General features: G+C 66.2%; 14 protein-coding genes. 13 read left to right on the top strand and 1 reads right to left on the bottom strand.

The window, feature by feature from the left end:
- Positions 1–292: 292 nt before the first annotated feature.
- Complete coding sequence (locus AC0KVN_RS09400) at positions 293–1,270, bottom strand: cell wall hydrolase (protein ID WP_435566906.1); 978 nt, start codon at positions 1,268–1,270, stop codon at positions 293–295.
- A gap of 198 nt (positions 1,271–1,468) precedes the next feature.
- Here AC0KVN_RS09400 and AC0KVN_RS09395 point away from each other — a divergent pair, with 198 nt between their 5' ends.
- From AC0KVN_RS09395 to murG, 13 genes are all read left to right on the top strand, one after another.
- Positions 1,469–2,461 (top strand): cysteine synthase A, encoded by a 993-nt coding sequence (locus AC0KVN_RS09395; RefSeq protein ID WP_037510479.1) that lies wholly within the window; start codon positions 1,469–1,471, stop codon positions 2,459–2,461.
- A gap of 42 nt (positions 2,462–2,503) precedes the next feature.
- The gene (locus tag AC0KVN_RS09390; RefSeq protein WP_004207970.1) at positions 2,504–2,821 is read left to right on the top strand and encodes a hypothetical protein; all 318 of its coding nucleotides are present in this window, start codon (positions 2,504–2,506) and stop codon (positions 2,819–2,821) included.
- A gap of 6 nt (positions 2,822–2,827) precedes the next feature.
- Complete coding sequence (locus tag AC0KVN_RS09385; RefSeq protein ID WP_483656083.1) at positions 2,828–4,054, top strand: Gldg family protein; 1,227 nt, start codon at positions 2,828–2,830, stop codon at positions 4,052–4,054.
- A 183-nt stretch (positions 4,055–4,237) separates the two neighbouring features.
- A complete protein-coding gene (locus AC0KVN_RS09380; protein ID WP_004207968.1) occupies positions 4,238–4,735 on the top strand; it encodes a division/cell wall cluster transcriptional repressor MraZ in 498 nt (165 codons plus the stop codon).
- Entirely contained in the window at positions 4,732–5,679 is a 948-nt protein-coding gene (gene rsmH, locus AC0KVN_RS09375; protein ID WP_313228886.1) for a 16S rRNA (cytosine(1402)-N(4))-methyltransferase RsmH, read from the top strand. Before AC0KVN_RS09380 ends, rsmH begins: the two co-directional genes overlap by 4 nt.
- Entirely contained in the window at positions 5,676–6,329 is a 654-nt protein-coding gene (locus tag AC0KVN_RS09370; RefSeq protein WP_004207966.1) for a hypothetical protein, read from the top strand. Before rsmH ends, AC0KVN_RS09370 begins: the two co-directional genes overlap by 4 nt.
- Positions 6,329–8,032: a peptidoglycan D,D-transpeptidase FtsI family protein gene (locus AC0KVN_RS09365; RefSeq protein WP_004207965.1), complete on the top strand. Its 1,704-nt coding sequence runs from the start codon at positions 6,329–6,331 to the stop codon at positions 8,030–8,032. Before AC0KVN_RS09370 ends, AC0KVN_RS09365 begins: the two co-directional genes overlap by 1 nt.
- Positions 8,032–9,474 carry a UDP-N-acetylmuramoyl-L-alanyl-D-glutamate--2,6-diaminopimelate ligase gene (locus AC0KVN_RS09360; protein WP_214862893.1) on the top strand — a complete coding sequence of 481 codons (1,443 nt, stop codon included), beginning with the start codon at positions 8,032–8,034 and terminating at the stop codon, positions 9,472–9,474. Before AC0KVN_RS09365 ends, AC0KVN_RS09360 begins: the two co-directional genes overlap by 1 nt.
- Positions 9,471–10,862 (top strand): UDP-N-acetylmuramoyl-tripeptide--D-alanyl-D-alanine ligase, encoded by a 1,392-nt coding sequence (locus AC0KVN_RS09355; RefSeq protein ID WP_435566753.1) that lies wholly within the window; start codon positions 9,471–9,473, stop codon positions 10,860–10,862. The genes AC0KVN_RS09360 and AC0KVN_RS09355 overlap by 4 nt, the downstream gene beginning before the upstream one ends.
- Positions 10,862–11,935 (top strand): phospho-N-acetylmuramoyl-pentapeptide-transferase, encoded by a 1,074-nt coding sequence (gene mraY / locus AC0KVN_RS09350; RefSeq protein WP_017501213.1) that lies wholly within the window; start codon positions 10,862–10,864, stop codon positions 11,933–11,935. The genes AC0KVN_RS09355 and mraY overlap by 1 nt, the downstream gene beginning before the upstream one ends.
- A gap of 4 nt (positions 11,936–11,939) precedes the next feature.
- Positions 11,940–13,253 (top strand): UDP-N-acetylmuramoyl-L-alanine--D-glutamate ligase, encoded by a 1,314-nt coding sequence (gene murD / locus AC0KVN_RS09345; protein WP_483656082.1) that lies wholly within the window; start codon positions 11,940–11,942, stop codon positions 13,251–13,253.
- Positions 13,254–13,315: 62 nt separating this feature from the next.
- Entirely contained in the window at positions 13,316–14,518 is a 1,203-nt protein-coding gene (locus AC0KVN_RS09340) for an FtsW/RodA/SpoVE family cell cycle protein (RefSeq protein ID WP_010336276.1), read from the top strand.
- Entirely contained in the window at positions 14,515–15,681 is a 1,167-nt protein-coding gene (murG, locus tag AC0KVN_RS09335) for an undecaprenyldiphospho-muramoylpentapeptide beta-N-acetylglucosaminyltransferase (RefSeq protein WP_037510496.1), read from the top strand. The genes AC0KVN_RS09340 and murG overlap by 4 nt, the downstream gene beginning before the upstream one ends.
- Positions 15,682–15,689 lie beyond the last annotated feature (8 nt).

Below are 15,689 nucleotides of genomic sequence, written 5' to 3'. Positions count from 1 at the left end.
GGGTTCCGCCGGCTGGCGCTGGTTCGACGATGATGGAGGGTGGCCCGAAAAAGTCTGAGCCCGGAACGCGTCGGGGGGGGATGATGCGTTCCGGGCTCATATTTTTTGGATAGCAAGAGCGGGGGGCAAAAGATTTGCTATCCAAAATGCAGAACGAGCGGCAAAGCGGGTGGTTCCCGATTTCCGCTCCTGATCGCGAATTTTAATTGCCCTTGTTTTCAGGCATTTCGCTGGTTGATTGGATATTAACCTAAAATAATCTCGCCAGGCGAGCGCAAAAAGATGGTGCGGTTCAACCGAGCGGCCGGCCGCTGTTGCGATATTCGGGACGGATCGTCGATTCCGGCAGATTGTCGATCGGTGCGGTGAGGGGCGCCGCGGGCGCGGGCTGGGGCGCCGGCGTGGAGGGCGCAACCGTCGGCAGGGGCACATAGGCGGTTGCCGGTCCGGCGCTCATCAGTTCGACGGGCGTCACCGGCTGGACCGGCCAGATCCGGCGGGCAGGGCCGGATATCAGTTCGCGCCCCGGATAGGCGTCGCTAAAGGCCGCGGGCGTGCCGTTGAAGCCCATGCCGCGATAGAAGATATGGGCGCCGATCACGGCAACCGGCTGCAGCGTCGCGGACCAGGCCGGGCGGACGGCCAGCGTATGATAATGGGTGGCAAGGCCCACCGGGGCATAGGCTTTGCCCGACAGGGCCTGCTGGGCGATGCCGCGCGCGCGGACCCAGGCGACGGCGTTGGGCAGGCGGGCCATGGCGCCATCGCAGCTGAAGGTGAACTGGCAGTGGAAGTCGGTGCGTTCCGATCCCTGATAGACCACACCGCAGACGCTGTTGGGCCAGAGCGGGCTGCGCACGCGGTTCAATACCACCTGTGCCACGGCGCGCTGGCCCTCCTCCGGCTCGTTCCCGGCTTCATAATAGATGGCCGATGTCAGGCAGTTGAGCGCGCGATAGCTGTCGGTTGCGGTGAGCCCGCGGAAGGTGGCGGCCGGCGCTGCCTTGACCTCGGCCAGGCCCATGACATGCGGGCTCTGGATGGTGAGCGCGCCGGGCGCCGGATCGAAGGCGCCCTCGGCATAGAAGAAGGCGGAGCCGGGGAAATTGGCGCCCGCCTGCTCGGCCGGGTCGGGGCCATGATGATCCTCGGCCAGCATGTCGAGCGGCGCGGCGGTGATGAGATGCGGCACGACCAGCACTGCAAGCGCCACCGCGCCCAGGCCGCCATGCCAGATCCATCGTTCCTGTTGTCGCGAAAGCCGCATCATCCAGCCGGTATCGAGCGGGCCCGATTGCCGCGCGGCCCTGGCCATAGCCGATTTTCCTTTCGAATTCCTCCACGGAATCGGGCAGGCCCTGGATCGGGGGCGGGCTACCGGCGCGCAAAGCCGGGGCAAACCGGCTCTTTTCGTGGTGCAGCATTCCCTTGCTTGGCAAGCACGTATCGGCTCCGCTATGCGGGGTGCATGCTGCTCCAGAAAGATAGCCTCGCCCTGATCGGTAATACCCCGATGGTGCGTCTCGCCGGTCCGTCCGAAGCCACCGGATGCGATATCTACGCCAAGTGCGAATTCGCCAATCCCGGCGCGTCGGTGAAGGATCGCGCCGCCCTGTTCATCGTCAATGATGCCGAGGAGAAGGGGCTGCTGAAGCCCGGCGGCACGATCGTCGAGGGGACGGCCGGCAATACCGGCATCGGCCTGGCGCTGGTCGCCAATGCCAAGGGGTACAAGTCGATCATCGTCATGCCCGAGACGCAGAGCCGGGAAAAGATGGACACGCTGCGCGCGCTGGGCGCGGAACTGGTGACGGTGCCGGCGGCGCCCTATTCCAACCCCGGCCATTTCGTCCACACCTCGCGCCGCCTGGCGGAGGAGACGGAGGGCGCGATCTGGGCCAACCAGTTCGACAATATCGCCAATCGCAAGGCGCATATCGTCGGCACGGCCGAGGAGATCTGGACCCAGATGGAAGGCCGGATCGACGGCTTCATCTGTGCGGCGGGCACCGGCGGCACGATCGCCGGCGTGGGCCTGGGTCTCAAGGCGCATGACGAGAATATCGTCATCGGTCTCGCCGATCCCCATGGCGCGGCGCTCTATAATTATTATGCCCATGGCGAGTTGAAGGCGGAGGGCAATTCGGTCGCCGAAGGTATCGGCCAGGGGCGCATCACCGCCAATCTGGAAGGCGCGCCGATCGACACCCAGTTCCGCATTTCCGACGAGGAAGGGCTGGAGTGGGTCCGCCGCCTGCTGGCCGAGGAAGGGCTGTGCCTGGGCCTGTCGTCGGGCATCAATGTCGCGGGCGCGGTTGCGCTCGCGAAACAGCTTGGGCCGGGCAAGAAAATCGTGACAATCCTGTGCGATACAGGCTTCCGCTATCTGTCGACCCTCTACAACCGGCAGTGGCTCGAATCGAAGGGCTTGACGATATTCCCCTGGCTCGCGCACAATTGACGGGCCGACACGGGTCGCGGCGGCATAAAATAGAGCATGTTCATGGCTGATCATTCCCGCCGACAGGAGGGGTTGCAGCGCGTTCAGATAGGGCTGACCGGCCTGGCAGGCGTTGTCCTGCTGGTCGGACTGGCGAACATCGTCATCGACAAGGCGCGGGTGGACGATATTGCGTCCGCGCCGCCAGCCGTGCCGACGATCGACGTCAATGCCGCTGTCGCCGCCACCACGCCCAAGGAGCCGCTCGCCGAACTGGGCGTGCAGCCCGCGCCGGAAATGGCGCCGATCGTCCCCGATCTGCAGCCCGATCCCAAGATCCGCAAGCCGATGGACCAGGAACCCACGCCGCAGACGCCCTGACGGGCGATGATGTCGTTCGTTCGCTGTCTTTCGCGATTGCTCACCCTGTTGCTGCCGGCGACGCTGATGCTGTTCGCCGGTCTGGCGGTTGCCTGGCGCACGGGGCAGGCAGACCCATGGTGCTGGGGCTGGCCGGCGCTGCTGTTGCTCGTGCCGACGGGGTGGTGGCTGGCGCGGCAGGACTTTCTGCATGCGCTGTGGGTGGGGCTGGGTGGCGCCGGGATGGCGCTGCTCTTCTGCGCCCTGGCCGCTGCACGCATGCCCGACCCCTGGGCCATGATCGGCTTGCTGCTACTGGCTCTGGCGGCGGCCGCTGGTGGCGCTTTGCTGTGGCAGCGGTGCTGGCTGCCGGCATGTGTCGCATTGGCCGCAGCGCTGCTGCTGCTGCTTGGCTTCGGGCCGGCCCGTCCCATTTCCTCCCAGCCTGATCGTCCGCTGCTCGCCGTCGTCACCGCGCTGCCGCTTTTCTGGGAAGAGGGGGGAGCAGGGGCAAGGCGGGACGCGCCGATCGTCACGCTGCTGCGCAGCCGGTTCGATGTGCGGCCGATCGATGATGTGCGGGCACTGGCGGCATCCGGCGCGTCCGTCCTGCTGCTGGCGCAGCCCCGACCGATGACGCCGCAGGCGCTGGTCGCGCTTGATCGCTGGGTCCGGGATGGCGGCCGGCTGCTGCTGCTCACCGATCCGCGTCTGCGCTGGCCGTCCGATCTGCCGCTGGGCGACCGGCGCCGGGCGCCGATGGTCGGCACGCTCGGCCCTCTGCTGGCGCATTGGGGTGTGCGGGGTGGGGCGGTGCGAGACCAGGAAATACGCCAGTTCCTGCCCGATGGCCGGCTTTTGACGATGGCCGGGATGCAGGCCCTGTCATTGGAGGGGCAGGAGGGCGCTGTTCCGCTGCGGTTGCGGATCGGCCGCGGGGAGGTGCTGCTGCTGGGTGACGCGGACCTGATCGACGACCGGCTGTGGCTGGCCGATCCGGCGCGGCCGCTCGATCCGCGCGCCTGGAGCGCCGATACGCCGGCGCTGGTGGCGCAATGGCTGGGGGCGGAGATGCCGGATGGTCGCCGCTGGATGCGGAATGTCGCGGATGTCCGGCTGGGGCTGCGATCGGCGCTTCTGGCTGGGACAGGGTGGGCGATAGTGGGTCTGATGCTGCTGCGCCGTCGTTCCGGGCGGAATGGCATGAGAACAAAATGTGAAAATAAGCTGGTGAAAGGAGGAAAAAACGGTTAATCCCGTTTCTGACCGGCTTTTCCCAACTTCACCCAACATTTCCCTTTGCAGGCCGCCTCATGCTTGGTAGATATTCCAACATTGGGGTTAGTCAGGCTTTGCGAGAGTCTTGCGCCGGGATTCGAAAACGCGATTCCGGCGACGGGAAGCCTGCGCCCTGCTTAAAAGGGGCGAATTTCCAGCGTGTCGGACGTCATTCTCTATTCGGGCAACGCGTTCAGCGTCGCGGACGGCAAGGGCCGTTTCGTGCTGCCCCTGGAGATGCGCCGCCAGGTGAAGCTGGCGAGCGGCGGCGAAAACCGTCTGTGCCTGTCGGTCCATATGGACAATGGCTGCGCCACCGGCTTCGGCCTGTCCCACAAGCTGTTCCTGTTCGAGGAAGTGAATGAACTGGAGCGCGAGGCGCGCGCCGCCAATCGCCCCTTCAATGGTGACCTAGAGCGCGAGAATCGCCTGGGCACGATCGAGGACGTGAATTTCGACGAGGGTGGACGCTTCTTCCTGCACCCCGATATCAAGGAAGAGGCCGGTATCACCGACGTCGTGTTCTTCTATGGCGTTGGCCGTTATTTCCAGATCTGGAAGCCGGAAGCGCTGGTCGAAAGCCCGGATCGCCCGGCGCTGATCCGCAACAAGGTGCGCCGCTGGCTGGAACAGCGCGCAGCGGAGGGTGGCAAGTGAGCGCCGCGCCGCATATCCCTGTCCTCCTGACCGAAGTGCTCGATGCGCTCGCCATCACCCCAGGCGAGCGGCATGTCGACGGCACCTTCGGCGCGGGCGGCTATTCCAGCGCCATGGCGGCGGCTGGCGCGCAGGTCTTTGCCTTCGATCGCGACCCCGATGCGATCCGGGAAGGGCAGGCGCTGGCCGATGAAAAGGGTATCACGCTGATCCCCGGCGAATTTTCGCGGATGGAGGAACTGCTGGCCGAGCGCGGCGTCAGTAGCGTGTCGGGCATCACGCTGGATATCGGCGTGTCGTCGATGCAACTCGACCGGCCCGAACGCGGCTTTTCCTTCCAGGCGGACGGCCCGCTCGACATGACGATGAGTCAGGGCGGCATGAGCGCGGCCGATTTCCTCAACACCGCCGCGGAAGAGGATATTGCCGACGTCATCTATCGCTATGGCGAGGAGCCGCGTTCGCGCCGGGTTGCCCGCGCGATCGTCGATGCGCGGCCGCTGGAGCGGACCGGGCAGCTTGCTGCCGTGGTGCGCCGGGCGCTGGGCTACAAGCCGCATGACAAGAAGGATCCCTCGACCCGCACCTTCCAGGCGATCCGCATCCATGTGAATCGCGAACTGGAGGAACTGGAGCGCGCGCTCGAGGCGGCGGAAGCGCTGCTGGAGCCGGGCGGCCGTCTTGCGATCGTGACCTTCCACAGTCTGGAGGACCGCATCGTCAAGCAGTTCCTGCGCAAGCGCAGCGGCAGCGAGGCGGGCGGATCGCGCCACCTGCCCGAGAAGAAGGCCGAGGTTGCGCCCGCATTCGAAAAGCCCGCCAAGGCCGTAAAGCCCGGCGAAACTGAACTGGCGCGCAATCCGCGTGCCCGTTCCGCCACCCTGCGCAGCGCCGTGCGGGCCGGCGCCCCTGTTGCCAATGCCCATCGGAGTGCCCGGCCATGATCGCGGTCAAGAGATTGCAGAGCCTGATCTGGGTGTTGCTGGTCGCGCTGGGCGCGCTCGGCGCCTATCTCGTCTCCTTGAAGGTCGCGACCGAGCGCAATGACGTGATGCGGGTGCGGATGCAGATCGCGCAGGCGCGCGGCGATATCCGCTATCTGGAAACCGAGTTCAGCGCGCGCGCCAGCATGCGCCAACTGGAGCGCTGGAACCAGGACGACTTCATGTATGCGACGCCGACCGCCGGCCAGTATCTGGCGGGCGAACAGGCGCTGGCGCATCTGGATGGCGTTCAGCCCAACGGTCCGGACTATGTCGCGCCGCCGGTGATGGTGGCGATGGTCGAGACGCCGGCCGACCTGCCGTCCGCGCCGCAGGCCGCGCCGGCCAGCCCCGCCGCCAGCCAGATCCGCAGCGATATCGCCGTGATCCGCGAGGCGCATGCCGCCGACAATGTCGAGAAGCTGGCCAAGCCCGCCGCGCCGGTGAAGCTGGCCGAACAGCGTGCCAAGGCCGACGCCGACGTGTCGCGGCCCAACCCGGTCGCGCGCCGGGCCGAGCGCATGGCGATGCTGGATGCCAAGCTGCTGGACGACAGCACCATGGGTGACCTCAGCGCCCGTGCGGCGCGCGAGCGAAAGGGAGGCCGCTAATGGCCACGATCATCGTCCAGCCGGGCGGCGCCCGTGCCGGGCGGCAACGGGTCAACCTGACGGCGATCGCGCATAATCGCCTGATGTTGCTGTTGATCCTGTTCATGATGATCACGGCCGTGCTGATCCTGCGTCTGACCTGGGTCGGCATTTTCGCGAGCGGCAATGGCAATGGCGATGGGTTGTCGGGCTTCACCCCGGCGCGCGCGGACATTGTCGACCGCAATGGGGTGCCGCTGGCGCGGACCATGGACGCCTATTCGATCGCGGTGCGCCCGTCCAAGCTGATCGGTGATCCCGACGAGCTGGCACGCAAGCTGCACGAAATCTTCCCGGACGAGTCCGAAGCGGTGTTCGCCAAGAAGCTGAGAGGGCGCGGCTGGGCCTATCTGCGCCGTCGCGCGCTGCCCGAGGAAGTGGCGGCGGTGAACGCGCTGGGCGAGATCGGCATCGAATTTCCGCGCGAGAAGGAGCGCCTCTATCCCCAGCGCACGCTGGCCGCGCATATTCTCGGCTTTGCGCCCAATGCCGAGGGCAAGGGCGGCATGGGCGTGGAGGCCGCATTCAACGATCGGATGATCGACCCGGCACAGCGTAGCCGGCCCTTTGCCATGTCGATCGACAGCCGGGTGCAGGGCGCGCTGGAAAGCGAGCTATATGCGCAGCTGGTCCAGACGCGGGCCAAGGGCGCCGGTGGCATCATCCTGGACGTCAATACCGGCGAAGTGATCGCCATGGCATCGATCCCGGTGTTCGATCCCAACAAGCTGCAAAATTATGCCGGCAAGCGCTGCTCCGAATCGCCGCTCTGCAACCATATGGTGCAGGCCCGCTATGAGCTGGGTTCGGCGTTCAAGCCGCTGTCGATCGCGGCGGCCATGGACGCCGGCGTCGTGACCTCGATGAGCAAGCGCTATGACGCGACCGCGCCGCTGGCCGTCGGCGGCTTCCGCATCAAGGACGACCACTCGCTCGGCCGCTGGATCAACGTGCCGGAAATCCTGGTCCACAGCTCCAATATCGGCACCGCCCGGATCGCCGACGAAATGGGTGCCGCGCCGCTGCAGAAGCTGTTCCGCAGCCTGGATTTCGACCAGCGTGCGCCGATCGAGTTCAATGAGCGTGCCGGTGGCCTATGGCCGACCAATTGGGGCCGGATCACCAGCATGACCACCTCTTACGGCCATGGCATCGCGGTGACGCCGCTGCATCTGGCGGCGGCCTATGCCGCGCTGGTCAATGGCGGCATCTGGCGCCCGGCGACGATCCGCAAGCTCAAGGCCGATGAAGTGCCCGAGGGGCGCCGGGTCTTTTCTGCCGCGACCAGCGCGCGCATGCGCCAGCTGTTGCGGATGATCGTGTCGGCGGGTACAGGGCGTAGCGCCGACGCCAAGGGATTCCGGGTGGGCGGCAAGACGGGTTCCGCTGAAAAGCCCCAGGAAGGGCGCTACAACAAGACTTCGCTGGTGACGACTTTCGCTTCCGCCTTCCCGATGGACAATCCCCGCTATGTGGTTCTCGTCACGATGGACGAGGCGACGGGCCAATATGGCCTGCGCACCGCTGCATGGACGGCGGCGCCGGTGGTGAAGCGGGTGGTGGAGCGCACCGGGCCGATGCTTGGCGTAATGCCGGACGAGCGGCGGGACGTGGATATTTCGGATTTGATGCCGCTGTTGCACGGCGACAAGGAGACAGAGTGATGCGCCTCGGGTCGCTAATCGAGGAGCTGGGCGTCGAGGTCGGTGGCAACACCGGCCTCGACACGTCCGTGACGGGTTTTGCCATCGACAATCGCAAGGTCGCGCCGGGCACCATCTTCGGTGCCTTTCAGGGCCTGCGCGTCAATGGCGAGGATTTTATTGCCGATGCCGTGAAGGCGGGCGCGGTCGCCATCGTCGCCCGGCCGGAGGCGAAGGTCGAGGGCGCGGTGCATATCGCCGACGCCAATCCCCGCCGCCTGTTCGCGCAACTGGCGGCGCGCTATTTCGCGCCATTCCCGGATGTGACCGTCGCCGTCACCGGCACCAATGGCAAGACCAGCACGGTCGAGCTGGCGCGCCAGTTGTGGCGCATGCTGGGCCACAAGTCGGCCTCGATCGGGACGCTGGGCGTCACCACCTCGGTCGATCAGGTGTCGACCGGCCTCACCACGCCGGACATCGTCACCTTCCTCGCCAACATGTCGGGCCTCAAGCGCGAGGGCATCACCCATGCCGCGTTCGAGGCGTCGAGCCATGGCCTCGACCAGTATCGCACCGAAGGCCTGCCGGTTGCGGCCGGCGCCTTCACCAACCTGTCGCGCGATCATCTCGATTATCATGGCGACATGGACAGCTATTTCGACGCCAAGATGCGCCTGTTCGACGAAGTCGTGGGCGATGGCGGCGCGGCCGTCATCTGGGCCGACGATGAATGGTCGGACAAGGCGATCGAGCGGGCTACGAAGCGGGGGCTTCGTGTGCTGAGCGTCGGGGTGCAGGGGCAGGCATTGCGTCTTGCCAACCGCACCCCGACCCAGTTGGGTCAGACGCTGGAAATCGAAGCCGACGGCAAGCTCTACAAGGTCAATCTGCCGCTGATCGGCGCCTATCAGGCGGCCAATGCGCTGACGGCGGCCGGTCTGGTCATCGCGACCGGCGGCGATACCGCCAAGGTGCTGGAATTGCTGGGCCGGGTCCAGCCGGTGCGCGGCCGTCTGGAACGCGCCGTCATCAGCAAGGCGGGCGCGCCCGTCTATGTCGACTATGCCCATACGCCCGACGGCCTGCGCGCTGCGATCGAGGCGCTGCGTCCCCATACCCGGGGCAAGCTGATCGCGCTGTTCGGCGCGGGCGGCGATCGCGATGCGGGCAAGCGCCCGCTGATGGGCAAGGTCGCGGCGGATCTGGCCGACCATGTCATCGTGACCGACGACAATCCCCGTTCGGAAGAACCCTCCGCGATCCGCGCCGCCGTGATGGCGGGCGCGCCGGGGGCGGAGGAAATTGGCGGCCGCCGCGCGGCGATCGCCGCCGCCATCGGTCAGGCGGGGGGCGACGATATCGTCCTGCTCGCCGGCAAGGGGCATGAGCAGGGCCAGATCATCGGTGACCGGGTGCTACCCTTTGACGATGTCACCGTGGCACGGGAGTGCGCGGGTTGAGCGATCTCTGGACCTCGGCCGAGATCGCAGACGCTACGGGCGGCGCCGTGTCGGCGCCGTTCGCCGTTTCTGGCGTCGCCTTCGACAGTCGCGAGGTGGGCGCGGGCGACCTGTTCGTCGCGATGAAGGGCGAAACGACCGACGGCCACAAGTTCATCGACAAGGCCTTTGCCCAGGGCGCGGCCGGCGCGATCGTCAGCGAACCGGTCGATTATCCCCATGTGCTGGTGGCCGACAGTGCCGCCGCGCTGGAGGCGTTGGGCCGTGCCTCGCGCAAGCGCAGCAGTGCGAAGATCATCGGCGTGACCGGCTCGGTCGGCAAGACCGGCACCAAGGAAGCGCTGTTCCATGCCCTTGAACGGGCCTGTCCAGGCGGCGTTCATCGGTCGGTCAAAAGCTATAACAACCATGTCGGCGTACCGCTGAGCCTGGCGCGGATGCCGCGTGATGCGGCCTATGGCGTGTTCGAAATGGGCATGAACCATGCCGGCGAACTGGCCGCGCTGACGCGACAGGTGCGCCCGAACGTAGCGATCGTCACCGCCATCGCGCCGGCTCATATCGAATTTTTCGGGACCGAGGAAAAGATCGCCGAAGCCAAGGCCGAGATTTTCGAGGGGCTGGAGCCGGGCGGCACCGCTGTCATTCCCTATGACAGCCCGCATGTCGCGACCCTCTATGGCAAGGCGGAGCGTCATGCCGATCATATCCTGACCTTTGGCTTCAGCCCGGAGGCGGATATTTTCGTGCGCGATACCGTGCCGGCGCCGGGTGGCGGCACGCTGGTGACTGCCGCGCTGCCGGGAGTGGAGCTTTGCTTCACCGTCGGCGCGCCGGGCGACCATTGGGTGTCCAATTCGCTCGCCGTGCTGGCCGCGGTCGAGGCGCTGGGCGGCGATCTGGCCGCTGCGGGCCTGGCGCTGGCGGAAATGCCGGGCCTGCCCGGACGCGGCGCGCGCCGCATCCTGCCGGTGGCGGGGGGCGAGGCGCTGCTGATCGACGAAAGCTACAACGCCAACCCCTTGAGCATGGCGGCAACGCTCAAGCAATTGGGGCGCGAGCAGGCCGACCGCCGCATCGCCGTGCTGGGCGGCATGCGCGAACTGGGCAGCCGCAGCACCGAACTGCACGCCGCACTCTCGCAACCGTTGAGCGAGAATGGCGTCGACTATGCGATATTGGTGGGCGAGGAGATGGCGCCGCTGGCCGACGCCCTTGGCGGCCTTGTCGCCTTCGACCATGTGCCGGACGCCGCGTCGGCCACCGATCTGATCAACAAGGAAATGCGTGCGGGTGACGCGATCCTGGTCAAGGGCTCCAATGGCATCGGGCTGTCCCGCCTGGTCGCCGCCCTTGGCGATGCCGCCCGCGACGGAGATAAAGACTGATGCTCTACTGGCTTGCCCAGACCCTGGATTTTGCGGGGGCCTTCAACCTCATCCGCTACCTCTCCTTCCGGGCGGGCGCGGCGATCGCGACCGCGCTGATCATCGGCCTGGTCATCGGCCCCAAGTTCATCGGCTGGCTGCGCGTGCGCCAGGGCAAGGGGCAGCCGATCCGCAGCGACGGGCCGCAGAGCCATCTGGCCAAGCGCGGCACGCCGACCATGGGCGGCCTGATGATCCTGACCTCCATGGTCGTATCGGTGCTGCTGTGGATGGACCTGTCCTCCACCTATGTCTGGGCCTGTCTGTTCGTGACCCTGGGTTTCGGCGCGATCGGCTTCCTCGACGATTATGACAAGGTGACCAAGGCCAGCCACAAGGGGCTGTCGGCCAAGATGCGCCTGGCCTTCGAGTTCCTGATCGCCGGTTTCGCCGCCTGGATGATCGTCAACCAGCATGGCAACACCGCGCTCTATGTGCCCTTCTACAATGGGCCTGCGATCGAGCTTGGGCCTTTCTATTTCCTGTTTGCCGCCTTCGTCATCGTCGCCTTCGGCAATGCGGTGAACCTGACCGACGGGCTCGATGGCCTTGCCACCATGCCGGTCATCATCGCCTGCATGGCGTTCATGGCGATCGTCTATCTGGTCGGCCGCGCGGACTTCGCCACCTATCTGGGCATCCCGCATGTGCCGGGCGCGGGCAACCTTACCATCTTGTGCGGGGCGATCATCGGCGCGGGGCTGGCGTTCCTCTGGTTCAACGCACCGCCTGCCGCCGTCTTCATGGGCGATACCGGCAGTCTGGCGCTGGGTGGCACGATTGGCGTGATCGCGGTCACCGCCCATCATGAAATCGTTCTGGGCGTCGTCGGCGGCCTGTTCGTGGTCGAGGCACTGTCGGTCATCATCCAGGTCTTCTTCTACAAGCGGACCGGCAAGCGCGTGTTCAAGATGGCGCCGATCCACCATCATTTCGAACAGCTTGGCTGGGCCGAACCGACCGTGGTGATCCGCTTCTGGATCATCTCCTTCGTGCTGGCACTCGCCGGCCTCGCCACGCTGAAGCTGAGGTAAGCGGATGATCGTTTCGCAGGCCTTCAAGGGGAAGACCTACGCCGTATTGGGGCTGGCCCGTTCGGGGCTGGCCACGGTCGAGACGCTCGTCGCCAGCGGCGCGCGCGTCGTCGCCTGGGACAGTCGCGAGGAAGCGCGGGCGGCCGTCGCCGACAAGGCTGAACTGGGCGACCCGATGGAGATCGACCTAGCCGGCTTCGACGGCATCGTCGTGTCGCCGGGCGTGCCGCTCAACAAACATCCGATCGCGATGCGCGCGAAGATCGCCGGTGTGCCGATCATCGGCGACATCGAACTGTTCGCCCTCGCCCGGCCGACGCTACCGCCGCACAAGGTCGTCGGCATCACCGGCACCAACGGCAAGTCGACCACCACCGCGCTGATCCATCACATCATCGAGCAGGCGGGCTTCCCGGCGCGGATGGGCGGTAATATCGGCCTGCCGATCCTGGGTCAGGAACCGCTGGAGCCGAACCTGCATGGCGTGGGCGTCTATGTGCTGGAACTGTCCAGCTACCAGATCGACCTCACCCACAGTCTCGACTGCGATGTTGCCGTGCTGCTCAACATCACGCCCGACCATCTCGATCGCTACAACGGCTTTGCCGGCTATGTCGCGTCGAAGGCGCGGCTGTTCGCGATGCAGTCGGCCGACCATGTCGCGGTCATCGCGACCGAGGATGAGCCGAGCCGTGGCATCGCCGCATCGGCCCCGGCGCAGCTGCGCGAAGTGAAGGCGGCGGATATCGATGGCGAAGATCAGCTTGGCTGGCCTTCGCTGCAGGGGCCGCACAATGCCCAGAATGCCGCAGTTGCGATCGCGGTCGGCCAGGCATTGGGCATTGATGACGCGACCATCATGGCCGCGCTCGCCAGCTATGCCAGCCTGCCGCACCGGATGCAGGCGGTGGGTACGTATAATGGCGTGCTCTACGTCAATGACAGCAAGGCGACCAATGCCGCTTCGACCGCGCCGGCGCTGGGTGCCTGGCCGGCCAGGGATGGCAAGCCCCGCATCCACTGGATTTTGGGCGGCGTCGCCAAGTCCGACAATCTGGATGAATGCGCGCCTTATTACGGCAATATCGCCCATGCCTACACCATTGGTGAGGCGGGCCACATGTTTGCCGACCTGTTGCGGCCGCACATGGCGGTCGATGACAGCGAGATGCTGAGCGCCGCCGTCCGTCGCGCCGCGCGCATCGCCCAGCCGGGCGATGTCGTGCTGCTGTCGCCGGCCTGCGCCAGTTTCGACCAGTTCCGGGATTTCGAGGCGCGCGGCGATGCCTTTGCCGCGGCCGTGAACGCGCTGGAATAGAACGCACTGGAATAGGCAGGGCGATCGGGGGCAACGGGATGGATAGCGAGGGACGTAAGGGCATGTTCAGGGCGGGCGAACTGGTGAAGGGCTTCAAGACCCGCACCGTGCCGCGCGAGCGTACCGCGCTGGCCATCTGGTTCTGGGAAATCGACCGGGTGCTGCTGTCGCTGATCGTCGCGCTGATGGCGATCGGGCTGGTCGCCGTGGCCGCCGCATCGCCGGTGGCCGCGATCGACCGCTCGACCGCGCAGGTGGCGGTCAATCCGCTGATCTATTTCTACCGCCAACTGATGTGGGTGTTCATCGGCCTGCCGATCATGCTGGTCATCTCCATGCTGCCGCGGCCGCAGGCGCGGCGACTGGCGATCTTCCTGGCCGTCTTCTTTTTCCTGATGCTGCTGTTCGTGCCGTTGCTCGGCTCCACCGTGAACGGTGCCAAGCGCTGGATTGACCTGCCGGGATTCCGCTTTCAGCCCTCGGAATTTCTGAAGCCGGTCTATGTCGTGACGCTGGCCTGGCTGCTGTCGCTGCGCGCCAAGGACCAGAGCCTGCCGGTGATGCCGCTCACCGGCGCGATGACGCTGCTGATCGCGGCGATCCTGATGAAGCAGCCGGATTTTGGCCAGACGGTCATCTTCCTGGCCTGCTGGGGCGTGCTGCTGATGCTCTCGGGCCTCGAAATGCGCTGGATCGCCATGCTGGGCGGACTGGCGCTGGCGGGGCTGGTCGCGGTCTACATGTTCTATGAAAATGGCCGGCAGCGCATCAACGACTTCCTGGGCATCGGTGTCCAGATGGATACCGGCCCGGACCAGACGGACCTGGCCTTCCGCACCATCACCCATGGCGGCTTCACCGGCGTCGGGCCGGGCGGGGGGCAGAACAAGTTCCGCCTGCCCGAAGCCCATACCGACTATATCTTCTCGGTGATCGGGGAGGAGTTCGGCCTGCTCGCCTGCATCGCCATCGCCTGCGTCTATCTGGCGATCGTCGTGCGCGTGCTGCTGCGCCTGCTGGACGAGGAGGATAATTTCACCATCCTCGCCGCCGCCGGCCTCACCACGCAGTTCGGGCTGCAGGCGATCATCAATATGGGCGTCAATGCGCAGATTTTTCCGTCAAAGGGCATGACGCTGCCCTTTATCAGCTACGGTGGCTCCTCTATGCTCGCGCTTTGTATCGGCGTCGGCCTGCTGCTCGCATTCACGCGGCGCAACCCCTTCATGGGTCGGCACACGGTCGTCAAATGGAGTGGTCGATGAGCATTTCCCGTCACTTCGTCCTCGCCGCCGGCGGGACGGGTGGTCACATGATTCCCGCGCATGCGGTGGCAGAGGAACTGATGGCGCGCGGCCATCATGTCGCCCTCGTCACCGATGAGCGGGGCGCGAAGATCCCCGGCATCTTCGATAAGGCGCAGGTCCATGTCATGCCGGCGGGCCGCATGACCAAGAATCCGGCGAGCTGGCCCGGCGCCCTGAAGGCGATCCTGGCCGGCCGTGCGATGGCTCGCCGTCTCAACGACACGTTCAAGCCGACTGCCGTGGTCGGCTTTGGCGGCTATCCCGCCATGCCCGCTTTGCTGGGCGCGCTGGCCGACGGCATCCCGACCGCGATCCATGAGCAGAATGCGGTGCTGGGCCGGGTCAACCGCCTGCTCGCCGGCCGGGTCGACGCGATCGCCACCGCCTATCCAGTGGTCGAGCGCCTCAAGGACAAATATGTCGGCAAGGTGCATCTGGTCGGCAATCCGGTGCGCGAGGAAGTGAAGGCGCTGCGCGACGAGGAATTTCCCGCGCTGACCGATGAGAGCGTGTTCCGCGTGCTGGTGATCGGCGGCAGCCAGGGGGCAAGCATCCTGTCGAGCGTCGTGCCCGAAGGGCTGTCGATGCTGCCGATCGCGTTGCGCCGCCGCCTTCAGGTGACGCAGCAGTGCCGTGCCGAGGATATCGAGCGGGTGCGCGCCACCTATGCCGAGATGGAAATCCCGGCCGATCTCGCCACCTATTTCAACGACGTGCCCGAAAAGCTGGGCTGGTCGCATCTGATGATCGCGCGGGCAGGGGCATCGACCCTGGCCGAGCTGACCTGTGCCGGCCGTCCCGCCATCCTGGTGCCGCTACCCAGCGCCATGGACGATCATCAGACCGCCAATGCGCGCGAGATGACCGAAGCCGGTGGCGCCCGCACCATCCCCCAGTCGCGCTTCACCGCGGTGGAACTGGCCAAGCAGATGCAGAAGATGGCGCTGGAACCCGGCGCCCTGCAAAATGCCGCCAAGCGCGCCCGTGCCTGTGGCCGCCCGGATGCGGCGCGCGACATGGCAGACCTGCTCGAAAGCATCGGCCCCGCGCCGATCATGAATGACCCGCTTCGCGTCGGCCCCACGCCGACCACGCTCAATTTGCAGGGCGTCCCTGCATGATCCGCACA

The sequence above is a fragment of the Sphingobium sp. SG1 genome (assembly GCF_057063145.1).
This window is presented reverse-complemented; position numbering and strand designations above follow the sequence as displayed.

Coding starts and splice junctions, on each gene's coding strand:
- AC0KVN_RS09400 (WP_435566906.1), bottom strand. CDS start 1,270: ATGATGCGGCTTTCGCGACAACAGGAACGATGGATCTGGCATGGCGGC.
- AC0KVN_RS09395 (WP_037510479.1), top strand. CDS start 1,469: ATGCTGCTCCAGAAAGATAGCCTCGCCCTGATCGGTAATACCCCGATG.
- AC0KVN_RS09390 (WP_004207970.1), top strand. CDS start 2,504: ATGGCTGATCATTCCCGCCGACAGGAGGGGTTGCAGCGCGTTCAGATA.
- AC0KVN_RS09385 (WP_483656083.1), top strand. CDS start 2,828: ATGATGTCGTTCGTTCGCTGTCTTTCGCGATTGCTCACCCTGTTGCTG.
- AC0KVN_RS09370 (WP_004207966.1), top strand. CDS start 5,676: ATGATCGCGGTCAAGAGATTGCAGAGCCTGATCTGGGTGTTGCTGGTC.
- AC0KVN_RS09365 (WP_004207965.1), top strand. CDS start 6,329: ATGGCCACGATCATCGTCCAGCCGGGCGGCGCCCGTGCCGGGCGGCAA.
- AC0KVN_RS09360 (WP_214862893.1), top strand. CDS start 8,032: ATGCGCCTCGGGTCGCTAATCGAGGAGCTGGGCGTCGAGGTCGGTGGC.
- mraY (WP_017501213.1), top strand. CDS start 10,862: ATGCTCTACTGGCTTGCCCAGACCCTGGATTTTGCGGGGGCCTTCAAC.
- murD (WP_483656082.1), top strand. CDS start 11,940: ATGATCGTTTCGCAGGCCTTCAAGGGGAAGACCTACGCCGTATTGGGG.
- AC0KVN_RS09340 (WP_010336276.1), top strand. CDS start 13,316: ATGTTCAGGGCGGGCGAACTGGTGAAGGGCTTCAAGACCCGCACCGTG.
- murG (WP_037510496.1), top strand. CDS start 14,515: ATGAGCATTTCCCGTCACTTCGTCCTCGCCGCCGGCGGGACGGGTGGT.